The organism is Amycolatopsis sp. NPDC003865, assembly GCF_053605345.1.
In genome coordinates, this window is sequence record NZ_JBSGJA010000007.1 from 374006 (window position 1) to 392220 (window position 18215).

14 protein-coding genes are annotated in these 18215 nt (G+C 73.1%); 9 read left to right on the top strand and 5 right to left on the bottom strand.

All coding sequences use genetic code 11. The features are described 5' to 3' along the window. Positions 1-131: 131 nt before the first annotated feature. A complete protein-coding gene (locus ACWEVP_RS19750) occupies positions 132-1637 on the top strand; it encodes an alpha/beta hydrolase (protein ID WP_452063973.1) in 1506 nt (501 codons plus the stop codon). A gap of 43 nt (positions 1638-1680) precedes the next feature. On the opposite strand, the gene ACWEVP_RS19755 is transcribed toward ACWEVP_RS19750, so the two are convergent. After that, the gene (locus ACWEVP_RS19755; RefSeq protein ID WP_452063974.1) at positions 1681-2886 is read right to left on the bottom strand and encodes a glycosyltransferase; all 1206 of its coding nucleotides are present in this window, start codon (positions 2884-2886) and stop codon (positions 1681-1683) included. Between the two features lie 87 nt (positions 2887-2973). Beyond that, positions 2974-4311, bottom strand: a complete 1338-nt coding sequence (locus ACWEVP_RS19760; protein ID WP_452063975.1) for an NAD(P)/FAD-dependent oxidoreductase — start codon at positions 4309-4311, stop codon at positions 2974-2976. A 70-nt stretch (positions 4312-4381) separates the two neighbouring features. On the opposite strand from ACWEVP_RS19760, the gene ACWEVP_RS19765 reads away from it, so the two are divergent. After that, positions 4382-4939, top strand: coding sequence for a GNAT family N-acetyltransferase (locus ACWEVP_RS19765; protein ID WP_452063976.1), 558 nt, complete (start codon positions 4382-4384; stop codon positions 4937-4939). A gap of 3 nt (positions 4940-4942) precedes the next feature. Here ACWEVP_RS19765 and ACWEVP_RS19770 read toward each other — a convergent pair whose 3' ends face one another. Continuing rightward, the gene (locus ACWEVP_RS19770; RefSeq protein ID WP_452063977.1) at positions 4943-5434 is read right to left on the bottom strand and encodes a MarR family winged helix-turn-helix transcriptional regulator; all 492 of its coding nucleotides are present in this window, start codon (positions 5432-5434) and stop codon (positions 4943-4945) included. A 168-nt stretch (positions 5435-5602) separates the two neighbouring features. Here ACWEVP_RS19770 and ACWEVP_RS19775 point away from each other — a divergent pair, with 168 nt between their 5' ends. The 4 genes from ACWEVP_RS19775 (at position 5603) to ACWEVP_RS19790 (ending at position 13443) form a co-directional block, all read left to right on the top strand. After that, a complete protein-coding gene (locus ACWEVP_RS19775) occupies positions 5603-6286 on the top strand; it encodes a hypothetical protein (protein ID WP_452063978.1) in 684 nt (227 codons plus the stop codon). 89 nt (positions 6287-6375) lie between these two features. Continuing rightward, the gene (locus ACWEVP_RS19780; RefSeq protein ID WP_452063979.1) at positions 6376-7947 is read left to right on the top strand and encodes a DNA polymerase Y family protein; all 1572 of its coding nucleotides are present in this window, start codon (positions 6376-6378) and stop codon (positions 7945-7947) included. 135 nt (positions 7948-8082) lie between these two features. After that, positions 8083-11391 (top strand): error-prone DNA polymerase, encoded by a 3309-nt coding sequence (locus tag ACWEVP_RS19785; protein ID WP_452063980.1) that lies wholly within the window; start codon positions 8083-8085, stop codon positions 11389-11391. A gap of 81 nt (positions 11392-11472) precedes the next feature. Next, a complete protein-coding gene (locus ACWEVP_RS19790) occupies positions 11473-13443 on the top strand; it encodes a cellulose binding domain-containing protein (protein ID WP_452063981.1) in 1971 nt (656 codons plus the stop codon). A 45-nt stretch (positions 13444-13488) separates the two neighbouring features. On the opposite strand, the gene ACWEVP_RS19795 is transcribed toward ACWEVP_RS19790, so the two are convergent. Then, positions 13489-13911, bottom strand: a complete 423-nt coding sequence (locus ACWEVP_RS19795; RefSeq protein ID WP_452063982.1) for a MarR family winged helix-turn-helix transcriptional regulator — start codon at positions 13909-13911, stop codon at positions 13489-13491. Between the two features lie 53 nt (positions 13912-13964). On the opposite strand from ACWEVP_RS19795, the gene ACWEVP_RS19800 reads away from it, so the two are divergent. After that, entirely contained in the window at positions 13965-14363 is a 399-nt protein-coding gene (locus ACWEVP_RS19800; RefSeq protein ID WP_452063983.1) for an SRPBCC family protein, read from the top strand. Continuing rightward, entirely contained in the window at positions 14360-15043 is a 684-nt protein-coding gene (locus ACWEVP_RS19805; RefSeq protein ID WP_452063984.1) for a class I SAM-dependent methyltransferase, read from the top strand. Before ACWEVP_RS19800 ends, ACWEVP_RS19805 begins: the two co-directional genes overlap by 4 nt. Here ACWEVP_RS19805 and ACWEVP_RS19810 read toward each other — a convergent pair. Then, a complete protein-coding gene (locus ACWEVP_RS19810) occupies positions 15014-17041 on the bottom strand; it encodes a glycogen debranching N-terminal domain-containing protein (RefSeq protein ID WP_452063985.1) in 2028 nt (675 codons plus the stop codon). The two genes, ACWEVP_RS19805 and ACWEVP_RS19810, sit on opposite strands and share 30 nt — an antisense overlap. Positions 17042-17155: 114 nt before the next feature. On the opposite strand from ACWEVP_RS19810, the gene ACWEVP_RS19815 reads away from it, so the two are divergent. Continuing rightward, positions 17156-18199, top strand: a complete 1044-nt coding sequence (locus ACWEVP_RS19815) for a LacI family DNA-binding transcriptional regulator (RefSeq protein ID WP_452063986.1) — start codon at positions 17156-17158, stop codon at positions 18197-18199. Positions 18200-18215 lie beyond the last annotated feature (16 nt).

An 18215-nucleotide genomic window follows, 5' to 3' on the forward strand; every position in this document is an offset into this window, starting at 1 on the left:
GAACAACCCAGAGGCGGCCGTGATCTTTTCGGCCCGGCTGCCAACCCGATCACCCCCTCGCCCGTCTGTGGGGGTGATCGTTTCCTCCGACGAAAGGGTTTTTCGTGCGTCGATTCACTGGGGGAGCCCTCGTGCGCGGCATCGTCGTCGCGCTCGGGGTCTCGATGGCCGTCGTGGCCGGTCCGGCGGTGGCGTCCGCCTCCGTCGACAGCGTTCCCACGCCGAAGCTGAGCTGGACCGGCTGCGAAGACGGCTTCCAGTGCGCCACCGCTTCGGTGCCGCTGGACTACGACCGGCCCGCCGGCGCGAAGATCGACCTCGCGCTCATCAAGCTGCCCGCCACCGATCCCGCGCACAAGATCGGCACGCTGTTCGTCAACTTCGGCGGCCCCGGCGCGTCCGGCCTGCAACGCCTGCGGGAGCGCGGGAAGTGGCCGTGGCTCTTCTCCGACGAGCTGCGCGCGCGGTTCGACCTCGTGTCATGGGATCCGCGCGGCATCGGGCACAGCACCGCCGTCCGCTGCTTCGACACCCTCGCCGAGCAGGAGGCGTTCTTCGGCTCCTTCCCGGAGATGCCGGGGGATCCCAGCGGCAACGCGGCTTTCTACGCCAAGTCCGAGGAACTCGCCGACCGCTGCTCGGCGAAGGCGGGCCCGATCCTCGAGCACGTCTCGACGGCCAACACCGCCCGGGACCTCGAACTGCTGCGCCGCGCGGTCGGCGACGCGAAGCTGACCTACCACGGCATTTCCTACGGGACCCAGCTCGGCGCCACGTACGCGAACCTGTTCCCGAACCGGATCCGGGCGATGGCGTTCGACGGCACGATGGACTTCGCGGGCAACTCCACCGGCCGCGACGGCACCGGGAAGACCGTCCCGCTCGACACCCGTCAGGACGTCGCCACCGGCATCTCGCAGACGTTCGAGCAGTTCCTGCGCCTGTGCGCGGAAGCCGGCCCGAAGTGCGCGTTCTCCCCGGGCGACCCGAAGGCGAAGTGGGCTGCCCTGACCGCCCGCGCGAAGCAGGCGCCGATCACCGTGGACGGCGAAACCTGGACGTACTCCGGGATCATCAACGCCGCGGCGGACCTGTCGGACTCGCGGGGCTGGCCGGACATCGCTTCGCTGCTGCAGCGGCTTTACGAGGCCCCTCGTACGGCGGCGGCGTTCAAGACGGGCGAGCCGTACACGTCCAACCGCACCGAGGCGTTCAACGCGATCCAGTGCAGTGACAGCGACGTCCCGACCGACCCGGCGATCTACAGCCGGTACGCGGAGTCGGAAGACCAGCGGGTGCCGTACTTCGGCCGGATCGCGGTGCTGGACATGATGAGCTGCGCGTTCTGGCAGGCGAAGGACACCGACCGCTACACCGGTCCGTGGAACCGCCCGACGTCGGCGGAGATCCTGGTACTGAACAACCGCTACGACCCGTCGACCCCGCTCCACGGCGCCCGTGACGGGGCCGCGGAACTGGCCCGCGCCCGGGTGTTCGTCACCGAGGGGTACGGCCACTCGTCGATGTACGTGCCGAGCACCTGCACCGAGCAGGTGAAGCGGGAGTACCTGATCTCCGGGACGTTCCCGGCGGCGGGCAAGACCTGCGCGATCGACGCGAGCCCGTTCGCGGGCTGAGGCCCGAGGGCGGCACTTTCACGTGAAAGTGCCGCCCCGGGGCTCACCCGGCCAGTTCGACGAGCCGCTTGGCGGCCACCAGCGCGCCGTCGGGACGGATTTCCGCGCCCACGGCCTTCGCCCGGCTTTCCGCGGCCAGCGCCGTGTCCAGTGCCGCGGACAGGGACCCGACCGTCGGCGCCGGGTCCGGGTGCGCGGCGCCGATGCCCAGCTCGGCCACCCGCGCCGCCCAGTGCGGCTGGTCCGCGATCCGCGGCACCACCAGCTGCGGCGCGCCGGCCCGCGCCGCCGTCGTGGTGGTGCCGGCACCGCCGTGGTGCACGACGGCGGCGACCCGCCGGAACAGCGCCTGCTGGTTCACCTCGCCGACGGCGAAGCAGTCGACGGCGTCGTCGATCGGGGCCAGTCCGGCCCAGCCGGCGGCCAGCACGATCCGGCGGCCCCGTGCGCGGACCGCCTCGATGGCGGTCCGCGCGATGCCCTCCGGCGCGTACGCGGCCATGCTGCCGAAGCCCACGTACACCGGCGGCTCGCCGTCGTCCAGGAACTCCTCGAGCCCGTCCGGGAGCGGCCGGTCGTCGGGCATGATCCACGCGCCCGTCTGGAAGATGTCCAGGTCGGTCTGGCCGTCCGACGGGCACAGCAGCGGGTCCGCGGCCAGCCACGGCTCATCCGTGAAGACGTAGTCGCGGAGGTTGTCCACCGGCGGCAGGCCCAGCGCTGCGCGGTGGCGCCGCACGGCCGGGCCGTACAGGGCGTCGACCCGTTCGGCGTCCTGCCGCCACAGCACCCGGTTGTCGGTCTCGTCCGGTGAGGACGGCGTGCCCGGCCGCGCCCCCGGCGGGAAGTGCCGCGACGGCAGCCCGAGCAGGTGGAAGCACGCGAACACGTACGGCAGGCCCAGGTGGTCCGCCACATCCCGCGCGCCGGCCGGCATCAGGCCGGTCGCCAGCAGGGCGTCACACCCTTCGGCCGCCGCGGTGAGCGTCTCGAACCGCGCGTCGACCAGCCGGGGCGCGAGCTTGAACGCGTCTTCGGCCGTCGGCGGCTTCGGATTGGCGACGATCGAGTGCACCGTCGGGCCCAGCGGCACCAGCGGCACCCCCGCCCGCGCCAGCAGCCGGCCGAAGTCGTCGTCCGGTGGCGCGCACACCACCGCGTCCGCGCCCAGTTCCCGCAGGGCCACCGCGAGCCCGGCCAGCGGCTCGACGTCCCCTCGCGAACCCCATGTCGTCAACAGCAACCGCATTGAGCGTTCCCCCGTTTTCCCTGGTGGTGGCCTACGGCGGGCCATTGTGGGGGATCACCCCCGCCTTGCCGCAAGCCCGGGGTTCGGCTATACCTTGAAGGGGGCGGGGAGATCTTTCCCTTCCGGGCGGGCACCGCCGGTGACGAACGCGTCGCGCGGGTGCTGCACCGAAGCCAGCGACAGGATGTCGCGCCCGAACAGCGCCGCCGTCAGCCACACGGCGAGCACGCGGACCTTGCGCTCCCAGCTCGGCACCGCCAGCACGTGGTAGCCGCGGTGCAGGAGCCACGCCGGCAGGCCGGTGAGCACCAGGCGCCGGTACTGGAAGATGCCGCGGCCGAGGCCGAGCGTCGCGATGGCACCCAGGCTGTGGTGGACGTACGGCTTCGGCGGCCGGCCGCGCAACGTCGCGATGATGTTGCGCGCCAACAGTTTTCCCTGCCGGTAGGCGTGCTGCGCGTTGGGCACCGTGCGCGCGCCGGGGACCGGCGACGCGAGGTCGGGCACCGCAGCGGCGTCGCCGGCCGCCCAGGCGCCGGTCACGCCCTCGACCCGCAGATCGGGGCGCACGACGACCAGGCCGCGAGCGTCGACCGGGAGGTCGGTGTGCTTGCCGATGACGGGGTTCGCGCCGTTGCCGGCGGTCCAGACGATCAGCTCCGAGTCGAACTCTTCGCCGGTCGAGAGCGTCACGTGCCCGCCGGTCGCCGACGTCACCAGCGTGTCGAGGTGGACGTGCGCACCCCGCCGTTCCAGCTCGCGCACGACCCAGCGCCCCGGCCGGTCGGTGACCTCGGGCAGGATCCGGCCCGACGCCTCGACGAGGTGGAACGCCAGTTCGTCGCGGCGCAGTTCCGGGTAGCGCTTGAGCAGCGCGGTGGCCAGCGACAGCAGTTCACCGCAGCCTTCGACGCCCGAGAAGCCGCCGCCCACGAAGGTGACGGTGAGCAGCTTCCGCCGTTGCGGGCCTTCGGGGAGCACGGCGGCGCGGTCGAACGCGGTGAGCAGCCGGTCCCGGATCGCGACCGCCTCTTCGACGTGCTTGAGGCCGATCGCCTCTTCGGCGACGCCGGGCACGGGCAGCTTCCGCGTGACGGCCCCGGCGGTGACGACGACGATGTCGTAGCCGAGTTCGAAGGCGTCCCCGTCGGCCGGCTGCACGGTGACGACCCGGTGCGCGTGGTCGATGGCCGTGACGGCTCCGGCGACCACGCGGGTCCGGCGCAGGTGCCGCCGCAGCGACACGGCGGCGTGCCGCGCCTCGACGGCCCCGGCGACGACTTCGGGCAGGAACGGTTGGTAGGTGAGGTAGGGCCGCGGGTCGACGAGGGTGACCTCGGCCTCGTGCTCGCGGAGCTTCTTCTCCAGCTTCCAGGCGGCGTAGAACCCGGCGTACCCACCGCCGACGATCAGGATCCGGCGCATTTCGTCCTCTTTTCTCGCTTCACCCCCTGGACGAGGTGGCGGGGCAGGACGTGACTGGCAGGATCCGCGGATGCCCTACATCACAGTGCCGCTGCACGCCTCGACGTGGGACGTCTTCGCCGAGCTCGTCGAGCGCAACAACGGTGTCTTCGGCGGCTGCTGGTGCCTCGGGTTCCACCCCGAAGGCAAGCAGCGGGGGCCGGTCCGCCGCGAGCTCAAGGAGGAGCGGGTCCGGACCGGTGGCGCACACGCCGCCCTCGTGCTGGACGGCGACGGCGTCGCGCAGGGATGGTGCCAGTACGGCGGACCGGACGAGCTGCCCCGGATCAAGCACCGGCGCGAGTACGACAAGACCCCGCCGCCGCGGCCGGACTGGCGGATCACCTGCTTCTTCGTCGACCGGAAGCACCGGCGGGCCGGCGTCGCCCGCGCCGCGCTCGAAGGGGCGCTGGCGCAGATCGCGACGGCGGGTGGCGGGCTCGTCGAGGCGATTTCCGAGGTGACGACCGGCCGGGACGCGCCGGGCCGGTTCCTGTTCAGCGCGACCGTGGAGCTGTTCGAGGAGTTCGGGTTCACCCGCGGCCGTCAGCTCGGCGCCCACGCGTGGATCGTGCGCCGCGAGGTCTGAGCGTCAGCCCCAGATGGCTTCGGGTGCCGCGGCCGCGGGCGGCTCCCCGCCGGCTTCGGCGAACGCCGTCAGCGCGTCGACGAGCCCCTGCCTGCTCTCCGCCGGCATCCGGGCGACGATCTTGGCGATCTCCCGGCGCCGCCGGGTCGTCACCTGCCGGACGATCCGCGCGCCTTCCGGGGTGATGTCGAGCACGATCTCGCGGCGGGACACCGGGCTGTGCCGCCGGTCGACGAGCCCGGCGGCGACCAGCCGGTCGACCATCCGGCTGGCCGTGGACGGCGTGACACCGAGGTGTTCGGCGAGCGTCGCGTGCTTGAGCGGGCCGCGGGTGTGCAGCACCACGAGGAGCCGGAACTGCGGCAGGGTCAGGCCGTCCTCGGCCGCGGCGATCGACCGGACGGACACCGCCACCAGCAGCCGCGACGCGGTGAGGACCGCGTCGGTCAGCGTGTCGACGCCGGCGGCGTCCAGGCCCGGGTTCGTGCGGGTCATGCCGTCCAGTGTGCCGGAGCGGCCCTGCCCCGCCGGGGTGACCCCCGGCTTGACAGCGGGCCGCCCGTCTCGCACTATGCGAACAAATGTTCGATAACTTTCTCCTGGGTGCGCCCGCTCCGCGCGGGTGTCTCCGGTGCGAGTACGTGGTGCTGGAGGTGAGCGGTGGTGGCGGTGCCGGACGCGCTGGCCGGGCTCACGGCGATCCCGGGGGTCCGCACGGCGGCGCAGCTGGGCTCGTCCCCGGTTTCCGGCGACGTGCTGGCCGTGCTGCCGCCGCTGGCGGACCTGCTGCCGGGCGGCGGCCTGCGGCGCGGCAGCACGGTCTCGGTGCGCGGCGCGACCTCGCTGGCGCTGGCGTTGCTGGCGGCGGCGACCCGCGACGGTTCCTGGGCGGCGGTGACGGGCCTGCCCGAGCTGGGCCTGGCCGCGGCGGCGGAGCTCGGCGTCGACCTGGCGCGGATCGCGCTGGTGCCGCACCCGGGCGCGGAGCTGCCGGGTGTGCTGTCGGCGCTGGTGGACGGGTTCGACCTGGTGGTGCTCGGCCCGGTCGGCGTCCAGCCCCAGCTGGCGCGCCGGCTGGCGGGGCGGGTCCGCAACCGCGGCACGGTGCTGCTGGCGATGGGCCCGTGGCCGGGCGCGGACGTGGAGCTGACGGTGTCGGGCCGCCGCTGGCAGGGCCTGACACCGGACGGGTACGGGCATTTGAGGACGCGCGAAGTGGTGGCGACGAGCGCCGGGCGGGGTGCGGCGGTGCGGCCGTCGTCGGTGCGGCTGCAGCTGCCGGGGCCGGGCGGGGCGGTCGCGGCGGGCGAGCCCCGGAAGCGGCGGCTGGCCGAGGTGGCCGGGTGAGCCTGGGTGCCACGGATTTCGCTTGATCGGCTTGCCGTTCTCGCCCGGACCCGCGGAAGCCGGGCGATGACTCCTCTTTCGTTCGCGGGATGAGCGGTTCACCACGGCTGCTGGTGCTGTGGTGCCCGGACTGGCCGGTCGTCGCCGCCGGGGCCGCGGCCGGTACCCCGCCCCTCGCACCCGCCGCCGTCTTCTCCGCCAACCGCGTCGTCGCCTGCTCCGCCGCCGCCCGCCGCGACGGGGTCGGGCGCGGCATGCGCCGGCGCGATGCCCAGTCCCGGTGTCCCGATCTCGTCGTCCACCAGCACGACCCCGACCGCGACGCCCGCCTCTTCGAACCCGTCGCCGCCGCCGTCGAACGGCAGGCCGTCGGAGTCGAGGTCGTGCGGCCGGGCATCGTCGCCGTGCCGGTCACCGGCGCCGCCGGGTACTTCGGCGGCGAGGAAGCGCTCGCCGAGCTCCTCATCAACGAGGTCGAAGCCGGCGCCGGCGTCGAATGCCAGGTCGGGATCGCCGACGGGCTCTTCGCCGCGACCCTCGCCGCCCGCCGCGCGGCTCTCGTCCCGCCCGGGGACACGCCCGGCTTCCTCGCGCCCCTCCCGATCACCGAGCTGAACCAGCCGGGCGACGACCGCGGCGAGCTCGTCGACCTGCTGCGGCGGCTGGGCCTGCGCACCCTCGGCGCGTTCGCCGCGCTGGCCGAACGCGACGTCGCGGGCCGCTTCCCGAAGGACGCCGTCACCGCCCACCGCCTCGCCCGCGGCCTCGCCGAACGCCCGCCGCTGCGCCGCGCCCTCCCGCCGGACCTGACGGTCACCGAGGAGTTCGACCACCCCCTGAGCCGCGTCGACGAAGCCGCGTTCGTCGCGAAGACCCTCGGCGAACGCTTTTTCGCCGGCCTCGCGAACCACGGTCTCGCCTGCACACGCCTGGCGATCGTCGCGGTCACCGAAGCGGGCGAAGAGCGCGTGCGCGTCTGGCGCTGCGCGGAGCCGTTGACCGCCCGCGCGACGGCGGACCGCGTGCGCTGGCAGTGCGAAGGCTGGCTCACCACGCGCGACCGGCCCAGCGCGGGGATCGTCCGGCTGCGCCTCGACCCCGAGGAGGTCGTCGGCGGGCAGGCGCTGCAGCTGCAGCTCGGTTCGCTGGGCCGCGACGCGGACGCGGCCGAGCGCGCGGGCCGCGCGCTGGTGCGCATCCAGGGTCTCCTCGGCCCGGGCGCGGTGGTGACGCCGTTGCTGGACGGCGGCCGCGGCCCGGCGGAGCGGGTCCGCCTGATCCCGTGGGGCGAGCCGCGAAAGCCGGCGGTCGAGGACCGCCCGTGGCCGGGCCGCCTCCCGGCACCATCGCCGTCCCGGGTCCCACCGGAGCCCCCACCGGCGAGGGTGCTGGACGCGGTGGGCGACCCGGTGGCGTGCACGGACCGCGGCGAGCTCACGTACCCACCGGCGACGATAGCGATCGACGGCGGCCCGGCGCGCCGCGTCCTGGGGTCGGCCGGGCCGTGGGTGGTGCACCCGGCGCTGCCCGGTCACCGCGGCGAACGCCCGCTGGCCCGGGTACAGGTGGTGCTGGAGGGCGAAAACGACGACCTGGCGCTGCTGCTGAGGGTCACCGTGGGAGTTGATCCACAATGGACTGTCGAGGGCGTCTACGACTGACCGTCCTTGTGACCGACGCGACTGCCGAGTTGACAGCGGGCCCCGCCGGGCTCAGGATCGGTCCACGTAGTCGCACGTGTGTTCGAACAGTAGTCGCTGGCTTCCCCACAGCGAACTCCTTGTGGGGAGCGGATTTTGGCGTTCAACAACCCGAGTGTGCCGTGGTCCGAAGTGGAACGGATCGCCTCCGGGCGGCCGCCCGTTCCCGGTGACGGCAACGATGCCCCCGCGTGGTCGCGCAAACGCGAAGGGTACGCTGGCGCGCCCGAAGACCTGCGGCGGCGCAGGGCCCGGGACGACGGTGGTGACCGGATCCGGGCCCCCTACGCCGAGCTGCACGTCCACTCCAACTTCAGCTTCCTCGACGGTGCCTCCCACCCCGAGACCCTCGTCGAGGAAGCCGCCCGGCTCGAGCTCGACGCCCTCGTCCTCACCGATCACGACGGCCTCTACGGCGCCGTCCGGTTCAACGACGCCGCTCGGGAGCTCGGGGTGCGGGTCGGGTTCGGGGCGGAGCTCTCCCTCGGCCTGCCCGGGCCGCGGGCCGGTCAGCCGGACCCGGACGGGACACACCTGCTCGTGATCGCCCGGCAGCAGGCCGGGTACCACCGGCTCTGCAAAGTCATCTCGCGCGCGCAGCTCGCCGGCGGGGAGAAGGGCCGGCCCGTCTACGACCCCGACGAGCTCGTCGACGAGCTGGCCGGGCACGTCGTCGTGCTCACCGGGTGCCGCAAGGGGCCGGTGCGCCGGGCGCTCGCCGCCCACGGGCCCGCCGCCGCGCGCGCCGAGCTCGGCCGGCTCGTCGACCGGTTCGGGCGCCGGCACGTCGCCGTCGAGCTGATCGACCACCGGCAGCCCCTCGACGACGCGGCCAACGACCACCTCGACGGGATGGCGAAGGAGCTGCGGCTGCCGACCGTCGTCTCCAACAACGTCCACTACGCCCGCCCCGAGGACGCCGTCGTGGCCGACATGGTCGCCGCCGTCCGGGCGCGGCGCTCGGCCGAGGACCTCGAAGCGTGGCGGCCGCCGTCGGGGCAGGCGTTCCTGCGGTCCGGGATGGAGCAGCGCCGCCGCTTCGAGCGCCGCTACCCGGGCGCGGTCGGGCGTGCCGCCGTCCTCGGCGTCGAGGTCGCGTTCGACCTGAAGCTCGTCGCCCCCGACCTGCCGCCGTTCCCGGTGCCGCCCGGGCACGACGAAATGTCGTTCCTGTGCGAACTGACCTGGCGCGGCGCGGCGAAACGCTACGGGACGCGGGAAGACAACCCGGAAGCCTACGCCCAGCTCGACCACGAACTCGGCATCATCGAAAAGCTCGGGTTCCCGGGGTACTTCCTCGTGGTGTGGGACATCGTCCGCTTCTGCAAGGAGGCGAACATCCTCTGCCAGGGCCGCGGTTCCGCGGCGAACTCCGCGGTCTGCTACGCGCTGGAGATCTGCCACGCCGACCCGGTGAAGTGGAACCTGCTGTTCGAGCGCTTCCTCGCGCCGGAACGGGACGGGCCGCCCGACATCGACATCGACATCGAGTCCGACCGCCGCGAGGAGGCCATCCAGTACGTCTACGAAAAACACGGCCGCTTCCACGCCGCGCAGGTCGCCAACGTCATCACCTACCGCGCGCCTTCGGCGATCCGCGACGCCGCGAAGGCCCTCGGGCACAGCCCCGGGCAGCAGGACGCCTACGGCAAGCTCGTCGACCGCTGGAGCCGGACCGGCGGGCAGACCGCGGGCGACATCCCGGCGGAGGTCCTGGAGCTGGCCGCCCGGATCGAGGACTTCCCGCGCCACCTGGGCATCCACTCCGGCGGCATGGTCATCTCGAAGCAGCCGGTGTCCGAAGTGGTCCCGGTCGAGTGGGCCACGATGGAGAACCGCTCGGTGCTGCAGTGGGACAAGGACGACTGCGCGGCCGTCGGCCTGGTCAAGTTCGACCTGCTCGGCCTCGGCATGCTTTCGGCGCTGCACTACACGCTCGACCTCGTCGCCGAGCACCACGGGTCCGAAGTGGACATCGGAAAGCTGGACCTCGCCGACCCCGCCGTCTACGACATGCTGTGCGAGGCCGACGCCGTCGGAGTGTTCCAAGTGGAGTCCCGCGCGCAGTTGGCGACCCTGCCGCGGTTGCGCCCCAGGGAGTTCTACGACCTCGTCGTCGAAGTCGCGTTGATCCGGCCCGGCCCGATCCAGGGCGGTTCGGTGCACCCGTACATCCGGCGCCGCCGCGGCGACGAGCAGTGGCAGCACGCGCACCCGCTGCTGGCGTCCAGTTTGGACCGGACGCTCGGCGTGCCGCTGTTCCAGGAACAGGTGATGCAGATGGCCGTCGACGTCGCGAGCTTCTCACCCGCCGAAGCCGACCAGCTCCGGCGTGCCATGGGCGCCAAGCGCTCCAGCGCGAAGATGAAGGCGCTGATGGCGCGGTTCTTCGCCGGCTGCGAAGCCAACGGTCTCGACCGCGAGCTGGCGACGCGGATCTTCGAGCAGATCCACGCCTTCTCCGGCTACGGGTTCCCCGAAGCGCACTCGATGTCGTTCGCCTTGCTCGTCTACGCGTCGGCGTGGTTCAAGCGCTACTACCCGGCCGCCTTCTGCGCGGGCCTGCTGCGCGCGCAGCCGATGGGGTTCTACAGCCCGCAGTCGCTGGTGGCCGACGCGCGCCGCCACGGCGTCCGCGTCCGCGAACCGGACGTCAACGCCAGCCTCGCCCACGCCACGCTCGAACCCGACGCCGGGAGCACCGGCGGCGTCGCGCTCCGCCTCGGCCTCGCCGGTGTCCGGCACCTGGGTGAGGCCGTCGCCGGCGAGATCGTCGCCGAACGCGACGCGAACGGGCCGTACGCGGGGCCCGGCGACCTCGCCCGCCGTGTCCGGCTGAAGAAGAACGCCGCCGAGGCGCTGGCGACGGCCGGCGCGTTCGGTGGCGACCGGCGCCGGGACCTCTGGGCCGCCGGTGCCGCGGCGGCGACCCGGCCCGGGCACCTGCCCGGCCTGGCCCCGGGCCTCGACGCGCCCGCGTTGCCGGGGATGACGCGGCTGGAGGTCACCGCGGCGGACCTGTGGGCCACCGGCGTCTCCCCGGACAGCCACCCGGTCGAGTACTTGCGCTCGTTGCTCGGGAAGCGCGGCGCGCTCACGACGGCCGAACTGGCGCGGGCCGAGGACGGCACGCGCGTCTGGGTCGGCGGCGCGGTCACCCACCGCCAGCGCCCGGCGACCGCGGGCGGGATCACGTTCCTCAACCTGGAGGACGAGACCGGCATGGCCAACGTCATCGTGTCCCCAGGGCTCTGGCGTCGGCAGCGGCTGGTCGCCCACACGAGCGCGGCGTTGCTGGTCCGCGGGTACGTCCAGGCGGCCGAGGGGGTCGTCACGCTCGTCGCGGACCGGCTCGAACCGCTCGACCTGTCGATGCGGACCGCGCCGTCGCGGGACTTCCGTTGACTTCCGGGCCACGCACTGGTTCTCTGCTCCGAGAGCGCTTCCAGCCATCCCTTCGTGCCCGACGAGAGGATGGACCCTTCGATGACAGTTCGACGTCCGCACTGGGCCGCGTGGCCGCTGGCCGCCGTGCTCGTGGCGGCGGTGCCGGCGGCCGCCGCGGCGACCCCGGCCGCGACGACCGTCACCATCAACGTGAAAGCGGGGCTGGCCACGGTGCCGGACACCGCGGTCGGCGTCAACCACGCCGTGTGGGACAGCCAGCTCGGCACCGATGTCGTGGCCGACCTGTACGGCGCCGCCGGGGTCCGCACGATGCGGTACCCGGGCGGCTCCTACGGCGACATCTACCACTGGAAGGACAACTCCGCGCCCGGCGGTTACGTGGCGCCGAACACGGATTTCGACACGTTCATGGGCGGCGTCCGGCGGGCGGGTGCCCAGCCGATCGTCATCGCCAACTACGGCACCGGGACGCCGGCGGAGGCCGCGGACTGGGTGCGGTACGCGAACGTCACGAAGGGCTATGGCGTCAAGTATTGGGAGATCGGCAACGAGCTGTACGGCAACGGCCACTACGGCGCGAACTGGGAGGCCGACGACCACGAGGACAAGAGCCCGGCCGCGTACGCCGCGGGCGTCGTGGCCTACGCCGACGCGATGAAGGCCGTCGACCCGTCGGTCAAGATCGGCGTCGTGCTGACGACCCCGGCGAACTGGCCGGACGGCATCGTCGCGGCCGGCGACACCGGCACGTGGAACCAGACGGTGCTCTCGATCGCGGGCCCGCACGTCGACTTCGCCGTGCTGCACTGGTACCCGGGCGGTTCGACGGCGGAAGAAGCGCTCTCCCGCACCGAACAGGTCGACGACCTGCTCTACCTGGTCCGGGAGCAGATCACCCGGTACGCGAGCCGTCCGCTGGGCATCGCGCTGACGGAGACGAACTCGCCGGTGGGCCTGAACACCCAGCCGGGCGCGCTGTTCGCGGCCGAGGCGTACGCGTCGATGCTGGAGAACGGCGTGTTCACAGTGGACTGGTGGGACACGCACAACGGACCGACCAAGGTGTCCACAGTGGCCGGATACCCCGACTACGGGGACTCCGGCCTGCTGTCGAGCGCGACCTGTGTGGACGGTGGCTGCGAGCCCGCGCTGAACACGCCGTTCGCGCCGTACTACGGGCTGAAGATGCTGAGCGCGTTCGCGAGACCGGGTGACCAGTTCGTCCGCGCCGCCGCGGACGACCCGCTGGTCGACGTGCACGCGGCCCGCCGCCCGAACGGGGACGTCGCGGTGTTGCTGGTGAACAAGGACCCCGCGGCGGCGCGGACGGTCGACCTCGGCCGCGCGGGTTCGCCGGTGGCCGAGGCGTACACGTTCACCAATGGCGCGACGTCGATCGCCCGCTCGTCCACATGGGACGGTGTGCTGCCACCGTATTCCCTGACGACGGTGGTACTGCACGACGCTGTCTCGCCGTTGCGCGCCCCTGGTCAGCCGACGGCGACGACGACCGACACGACGGCGACGATCAGCTGGCCCGCGTCGGCGCCGGGCGTGAAGTACGAGGTGTACCGGCAGCTGGGGGCGGTCAGCGAGGAGTGGGGCGAGACGACGGGAACGTCGCTGCCGGTGGCGAACCTGGTCCCGGGAACGCGCTACACGGTGAACGTGCTGGCCCGCGACGCGGCGGGGCGCGTGTCGTGGGCGTCGCCGCCGCTGACGTTGACGACGGGCGCACCGGCGTCGAGCAGCTGCACGGTCCGGTTGACGGACGTGAACGACTGGGCGAGCGGTTTCGTGGGCGGGATCCGCGTGTCGTCGCCGGTGGTGACGGGTGACTGGACGCTGACGTTCACGTGGCCGACCGCGCGGCAGCGGGTGACGAGCGGCTGGAACGGAACGTGGGCGCAGTCGGGTTCGACGGTGACGGTCACTTCGTCGGCCCCGGTGGCGTCGGGAACGGACATCGGTTTCGTGGCGGACTACAGCGGGCCGAACATCCTGCCGACGGCGTTCAGGCTGAACGGAACCCTCTGCTCGGTGGCGTGAGCCGACGTGAATGACCCATTCACGTCGTCAGCCGACGTGAATGGGTCATTCACGCACCGGGCGCGAGTCGGCCAGGTGGGCCAGCCCCGACCGCAGGGCCCGCCGCTCCTGGGCGCTCAACCCCGCCAGCATCCGCTCCTCCAGCGCGCGGATCGCGTCCCGGACCGCCGCGTGCCGCGAGATCCCGGCCTCCGTCAACCGCACCACGCGCGCCCGGCGGTCGGCCGGGTCCGGTGCCCGGCTCACCAGCCCCGCCGCCTCCAGCCCGTCCAGCAACGCGATCAACCGCGTCTTGTCGTAGTGGATCTGCTGGGCCAGCACCAGCTGGCTCGGCGCCGCACCCGGGGACAGCGCCGACAGCACCACGTATTGCCACATCGTGAGCCCGTGCGACTCCAGCACCGGGCGCTCGGCCTCGGCCAGCGCGCGAGCCGCTCCGGCGCACAACGCTCCGAGGTCTTCGCTCACCGGGAAGATTTTACGCGTGGACAGATGATAAGCACCTGCGTATCGTTTGGCTCATGACCACATTCGAGCCGGGGCGCGCCGAGACGCGCACCATCTCCGTCTCCGCGCCGCCCGCGCGGGTCTTCGCCTACCTGTCCGACGCCCGCCACCTGCCCGACTGGGCGCCGGGTTTCGCCGCCACCGTCGAGCACGACCACGGTGACGTCTGGCGCGTCGGCGAGGACGCGCGACCGGTCGCCGTCAAGGCCGCCGCGGACCACGGCGTCGTCGACTTCGTCAGCGCCGACGCCCCGCACCTCGGCCTCTTCGCCCGCGTCGTGCCCAACCTGACCGGTGCGGAACTGATCTTCAGCCTGTTCTTCCCCGAGGACACCGAACCGGCGGCCGTCGACGCGCAGATGGCCGTGATCGACGAGGAACTCCGGGCCGTGCGCGTGCACGTCGAACGGTGAACCGCGACGTCCGGTCGGTCGACGACCTCCTGCGGATGCTGGACGGCCTCTTCGAGAACATCGAGTGGGACGGCTTCTACGCCGACCGCGACCGGCCCGTCCCGTTCTTCGTCGAAGAACCCGACGAAAACCTCGACGCCTGGGCGAGGGACGGCCGGCTGCCCGGCGGCCGCGCCCTGGAACTGGGGTGCGGGCCCGGCCGCAACGCGCGGAGGCTCGCCGAAGCCGGCTACGCCGTCGACGCCGTCGACGGCTCGTCCGAAGCGATCGCCTGGGCGCGGGAACGCGTGGCCGGCGTGCGCTTCCACCGAGCCGACATCTTCGCCATGGACCTGCCGCACGACGACTACGACCTGGTCTACGACTCCGGCTGCCTGCACCACCTCGCGCCGCACCGGCGGATCAGCTACCTCGCCCTGCTCGACCGGTACCTGAAACCCGGCGGGCACTTCGGCCTCGTCTGCTTCGCCGCCGGCACCGGAAACCCGGATTCCGGCACCGAGATCCCGGACGCGCAGCTCTACCGCGACCGGAGCCTCCACGGCGGCCTCGCCTACTCACCGGCCGAACTGCGAAGCCTGTTCGACGGCTACACCGAACTCGAACTCCGCCCGATGAAGGGGAAAACGGGCCGCTTCGGCGAGCCGTTCCTACTCGCCGGGCTGTTCCGGAAGGACTGAAAACCCCGGCGGCAGCCGCAGTTCGGTGACTTCACCGGCCGCGGAGACCGAGACGTCGAGGGTGCCGCCCGCCACCGGCAGCCCCGACACCCGCAGCGCGCCGACCGGGCTCGGCCGGGGCGGGGTCAGGGACACCGTGCCCGCCGGGACGTCGACCTCCAGGCCGAGGAACGCCACCAGCAGGCTCACCGCGGCCGCCGCCGACCACGCCTGCGGACGGCACGACGCCGGGTACGGCAGCGGCGACGACGTCTCCGGAACGCCGTAGCCGGCGAACAGTTCCGGCAGCCGGTAGCCGAAAGCGGGCGCGGCCGCGAGCAGCTGGGCGGCGAGGTGGCCGGCCCGCGCGCCCTGGCCCGTGCGCTGCAGACCCCGGACCACGATCGCCGTGTCGTGCGGCCACACCGAGCCGCAGTGGTAGCTCAACGGCGAATAACCGCCCGAAGACGCGCTCATCGTGCGCAGGCCGAAGCCCGACGCCAGGGAGGAGCCCACCAGCAACGCGCCGACGGACGCGCTTTCGTCTTCCGAAAGCAGTCCGGTGCCGAGGAGGTGCCCGATGTTGCTCGTCAGCGCGTCCACCGGCCGCTTGTCGCCGTCCAGGGCCAGCGCCGGGTAGTGACCGTCCGAAGTGGACACCCAGAACCGGTCCCGGAACCGGGTGCGAAGAGCCGAAGCCCACTCGGCAAGGCCATCGGAGGGCTCGCCCAAGGCCGTCAGCAACGCTACCGAACGCACCACGGCTTCGTGCTGGTACGCCTGGACCTCACTCAAGGCGATCGGGGGTTTCGCCTGCGCGCCGTCGTGGAAGCGGACGGCGTCACCGGAGTCCTTCCACCCCTGGTTGGCCAGGCCGTGCCCGCTTTCGTCGCGGTATTCGGCGAACCCGTCGCCGTCCGGGTCCGCGGCGCCGGTGATCCAGGACAGCGCGAACCGCAGCGTCGGCAGCAGGTCGCGGACCTCGTCCTCGGGCAGGCCCCAGCGCCACGCGTCGTGCAGCAGGCACACCCACAACGCGGTCGCGTCGACCGTCCCGTAGTACTCGGCGGGCAGCGACGCGCCCTCGATCGTCTCGAAGACGTCCCGGCGCCGCTCGTGCAGGATCTTGCCCGGCGCCTCGCCGGTCGCCGGGTCGTGGCGCGAACCCTGGGCTCGGGCGAGCGTGCGGAGTGTCCCGCCCGCCAGGTCGACCGACAGTGGCAAGGCGAGCCGCGCGGCCCACAGGCTGTCACGGCCGAACAGCGTGAGGAACCACGGCGCGCCCGCGCCGGCGAACGCGTCGCCCGGGTGGTCGCGCTCGGCCAGGAGCAGCCCGTCGAGGTCGTCGAGCGCGCGGTCCAGCAACGCGGTGAACCGGCGGTCGTCCGCGTGCACCTCCGGCCGGGGCAGCCGGGTGCCGGCCGGCGCGAACAACGCCCGCTCGTCGGAAACCCGCAGCGACCAGCGCAGCGTCGCCGCACCTTCCACGGTCCAGCGCAGCCGGAGCCGAGGTCCGTCGACGTCGATTTCGGCGCCTTCGGCCGTCACTTCGGAGACCGCCGAGGAAGCGGCCCACCCGGTGCCGGCCGGGACGACGGGGGAGCGCCGGCCGCCCGACTTGATCTCGTCGATCGGCGCGAAGTCGGCGGCCAGCACGAGCTCCACTACGCGCGGTCGGTGCACCGAGGCCGTCGATACCAGCGAAAGCTCCTCGGTCATCCCGGACGCCGTGACCGTGCGGTCGCGCCGCAGCCACACCGTCGGGTCGGGGCCGGGGTCGCCGAGCCGGCGCAGCAGCCCGGTGAACCGCGCGCGGCCGGCGACCGGCTCGTCGCCGCCGATGGCCTCGGGCTCGTCGCCGTCGACCGTCACCACGGCTTCGCTGAGCAGCCGGAGGTCGCCGTGGAGCAGGCCCTGCGTCCCGCCGGCGCGGATCTGCCCGTCCCGGCCGGACAGGACGACGGTCGGTGCGTGCAGTGCGATCGCGAGGTCGTGGAGCAGGGGCTGGAGGTGGGCCATGACAACGATTGGATCGATCCAACCAAAGAATGTCAACTGGGTTCGAGGTCTTGACAGCTCAGCGCTACGGGTTCAGAGTTGCCGCCAGTTGAACGTTCAAACCGGAGGCGAACCATGGGACGGCCCACGCTGAACTCGGTGGCGGAGGCGGCCGCGGTGTCGCGCCAGACCGTGTCCAACGTGATCAACTCGCCCGAGGTCGTCAGCCCGGAGACGCGCGAACGCGTCCTGGCCGCCATCGAACGGCTGGGGTACCGCCCGAACACCGCCGCGCGGCAGATGCGCACCACCCGGTCGCAGATCATCGGGCTGTGCATCCCGCCTTCGGGCAACGGCGTGAGCGGCGTCGTGCTCGACCAGTTCCTGCACTCGCTGACCGCGACGGCCGAGCGCTACGACCACCGGATCATGCTGTTCACCGCGGCCGACGACGAGGCCGAGACCCGCGCGTACGCCGACCTGATCGCCTCGGTCGGGATCGACGGGTTCGTGCTCACCAACACCCACCACGACGACCTGCGCACCCGCTGGCTGCTCGAGCGCGAGCTGCCGTTCGTCACGTTCGGCAGGCCGTGGGGTGCCGAGGACACGCACCCGTGGGTCGACGTCGACGGCGCCGCCGGGACGCGGCTGGCCACCGACCACCTGGTCCGCCAGGGGCACCGGCGGATCGCGTTCGTGGGGTGGCCGGAGGGCTCGGGCAGCGGTGACGACCGCCGCGCGGGCTGGGCGGCGGGGCTCGCCGCGGCCGGGCTGGGGGAGGGGCCGCGGGTCGCGGTGTTCGACGGCGTGGAGGGCGGGCGCTCGGCGGCCGCCCGGCTGCTGGACGCCGGTGGCCCGGCCGGGAGCAGCGGCTCGGCCGCCGACCTGCCCGGCGCCGGCGTGCCGACCGCGTTCGTCTGCGCCAGCGACTCGCTCGCCCTCGGTGTCGCCGCCGAACTCCGGGACCGCGGCATCCGGCCCGGCGCCGATGCCGCCGTCATCGGGTTCGACGACACCCCCACCGCCGCCGTCCTCGGGCTGAGCAGCGTCGCCCAGCCCATCGCCGACGTCGCCGCCGAATGCGTGCGGCAGCTGAGGACCGCCCTGCGAGGTGGAGCCGGCGCCGAACCCGCGACCACCCTCTTCACCCCGCACCTCGTGCTCCGCACAACTTGAGTCCCCGCGCGATCAA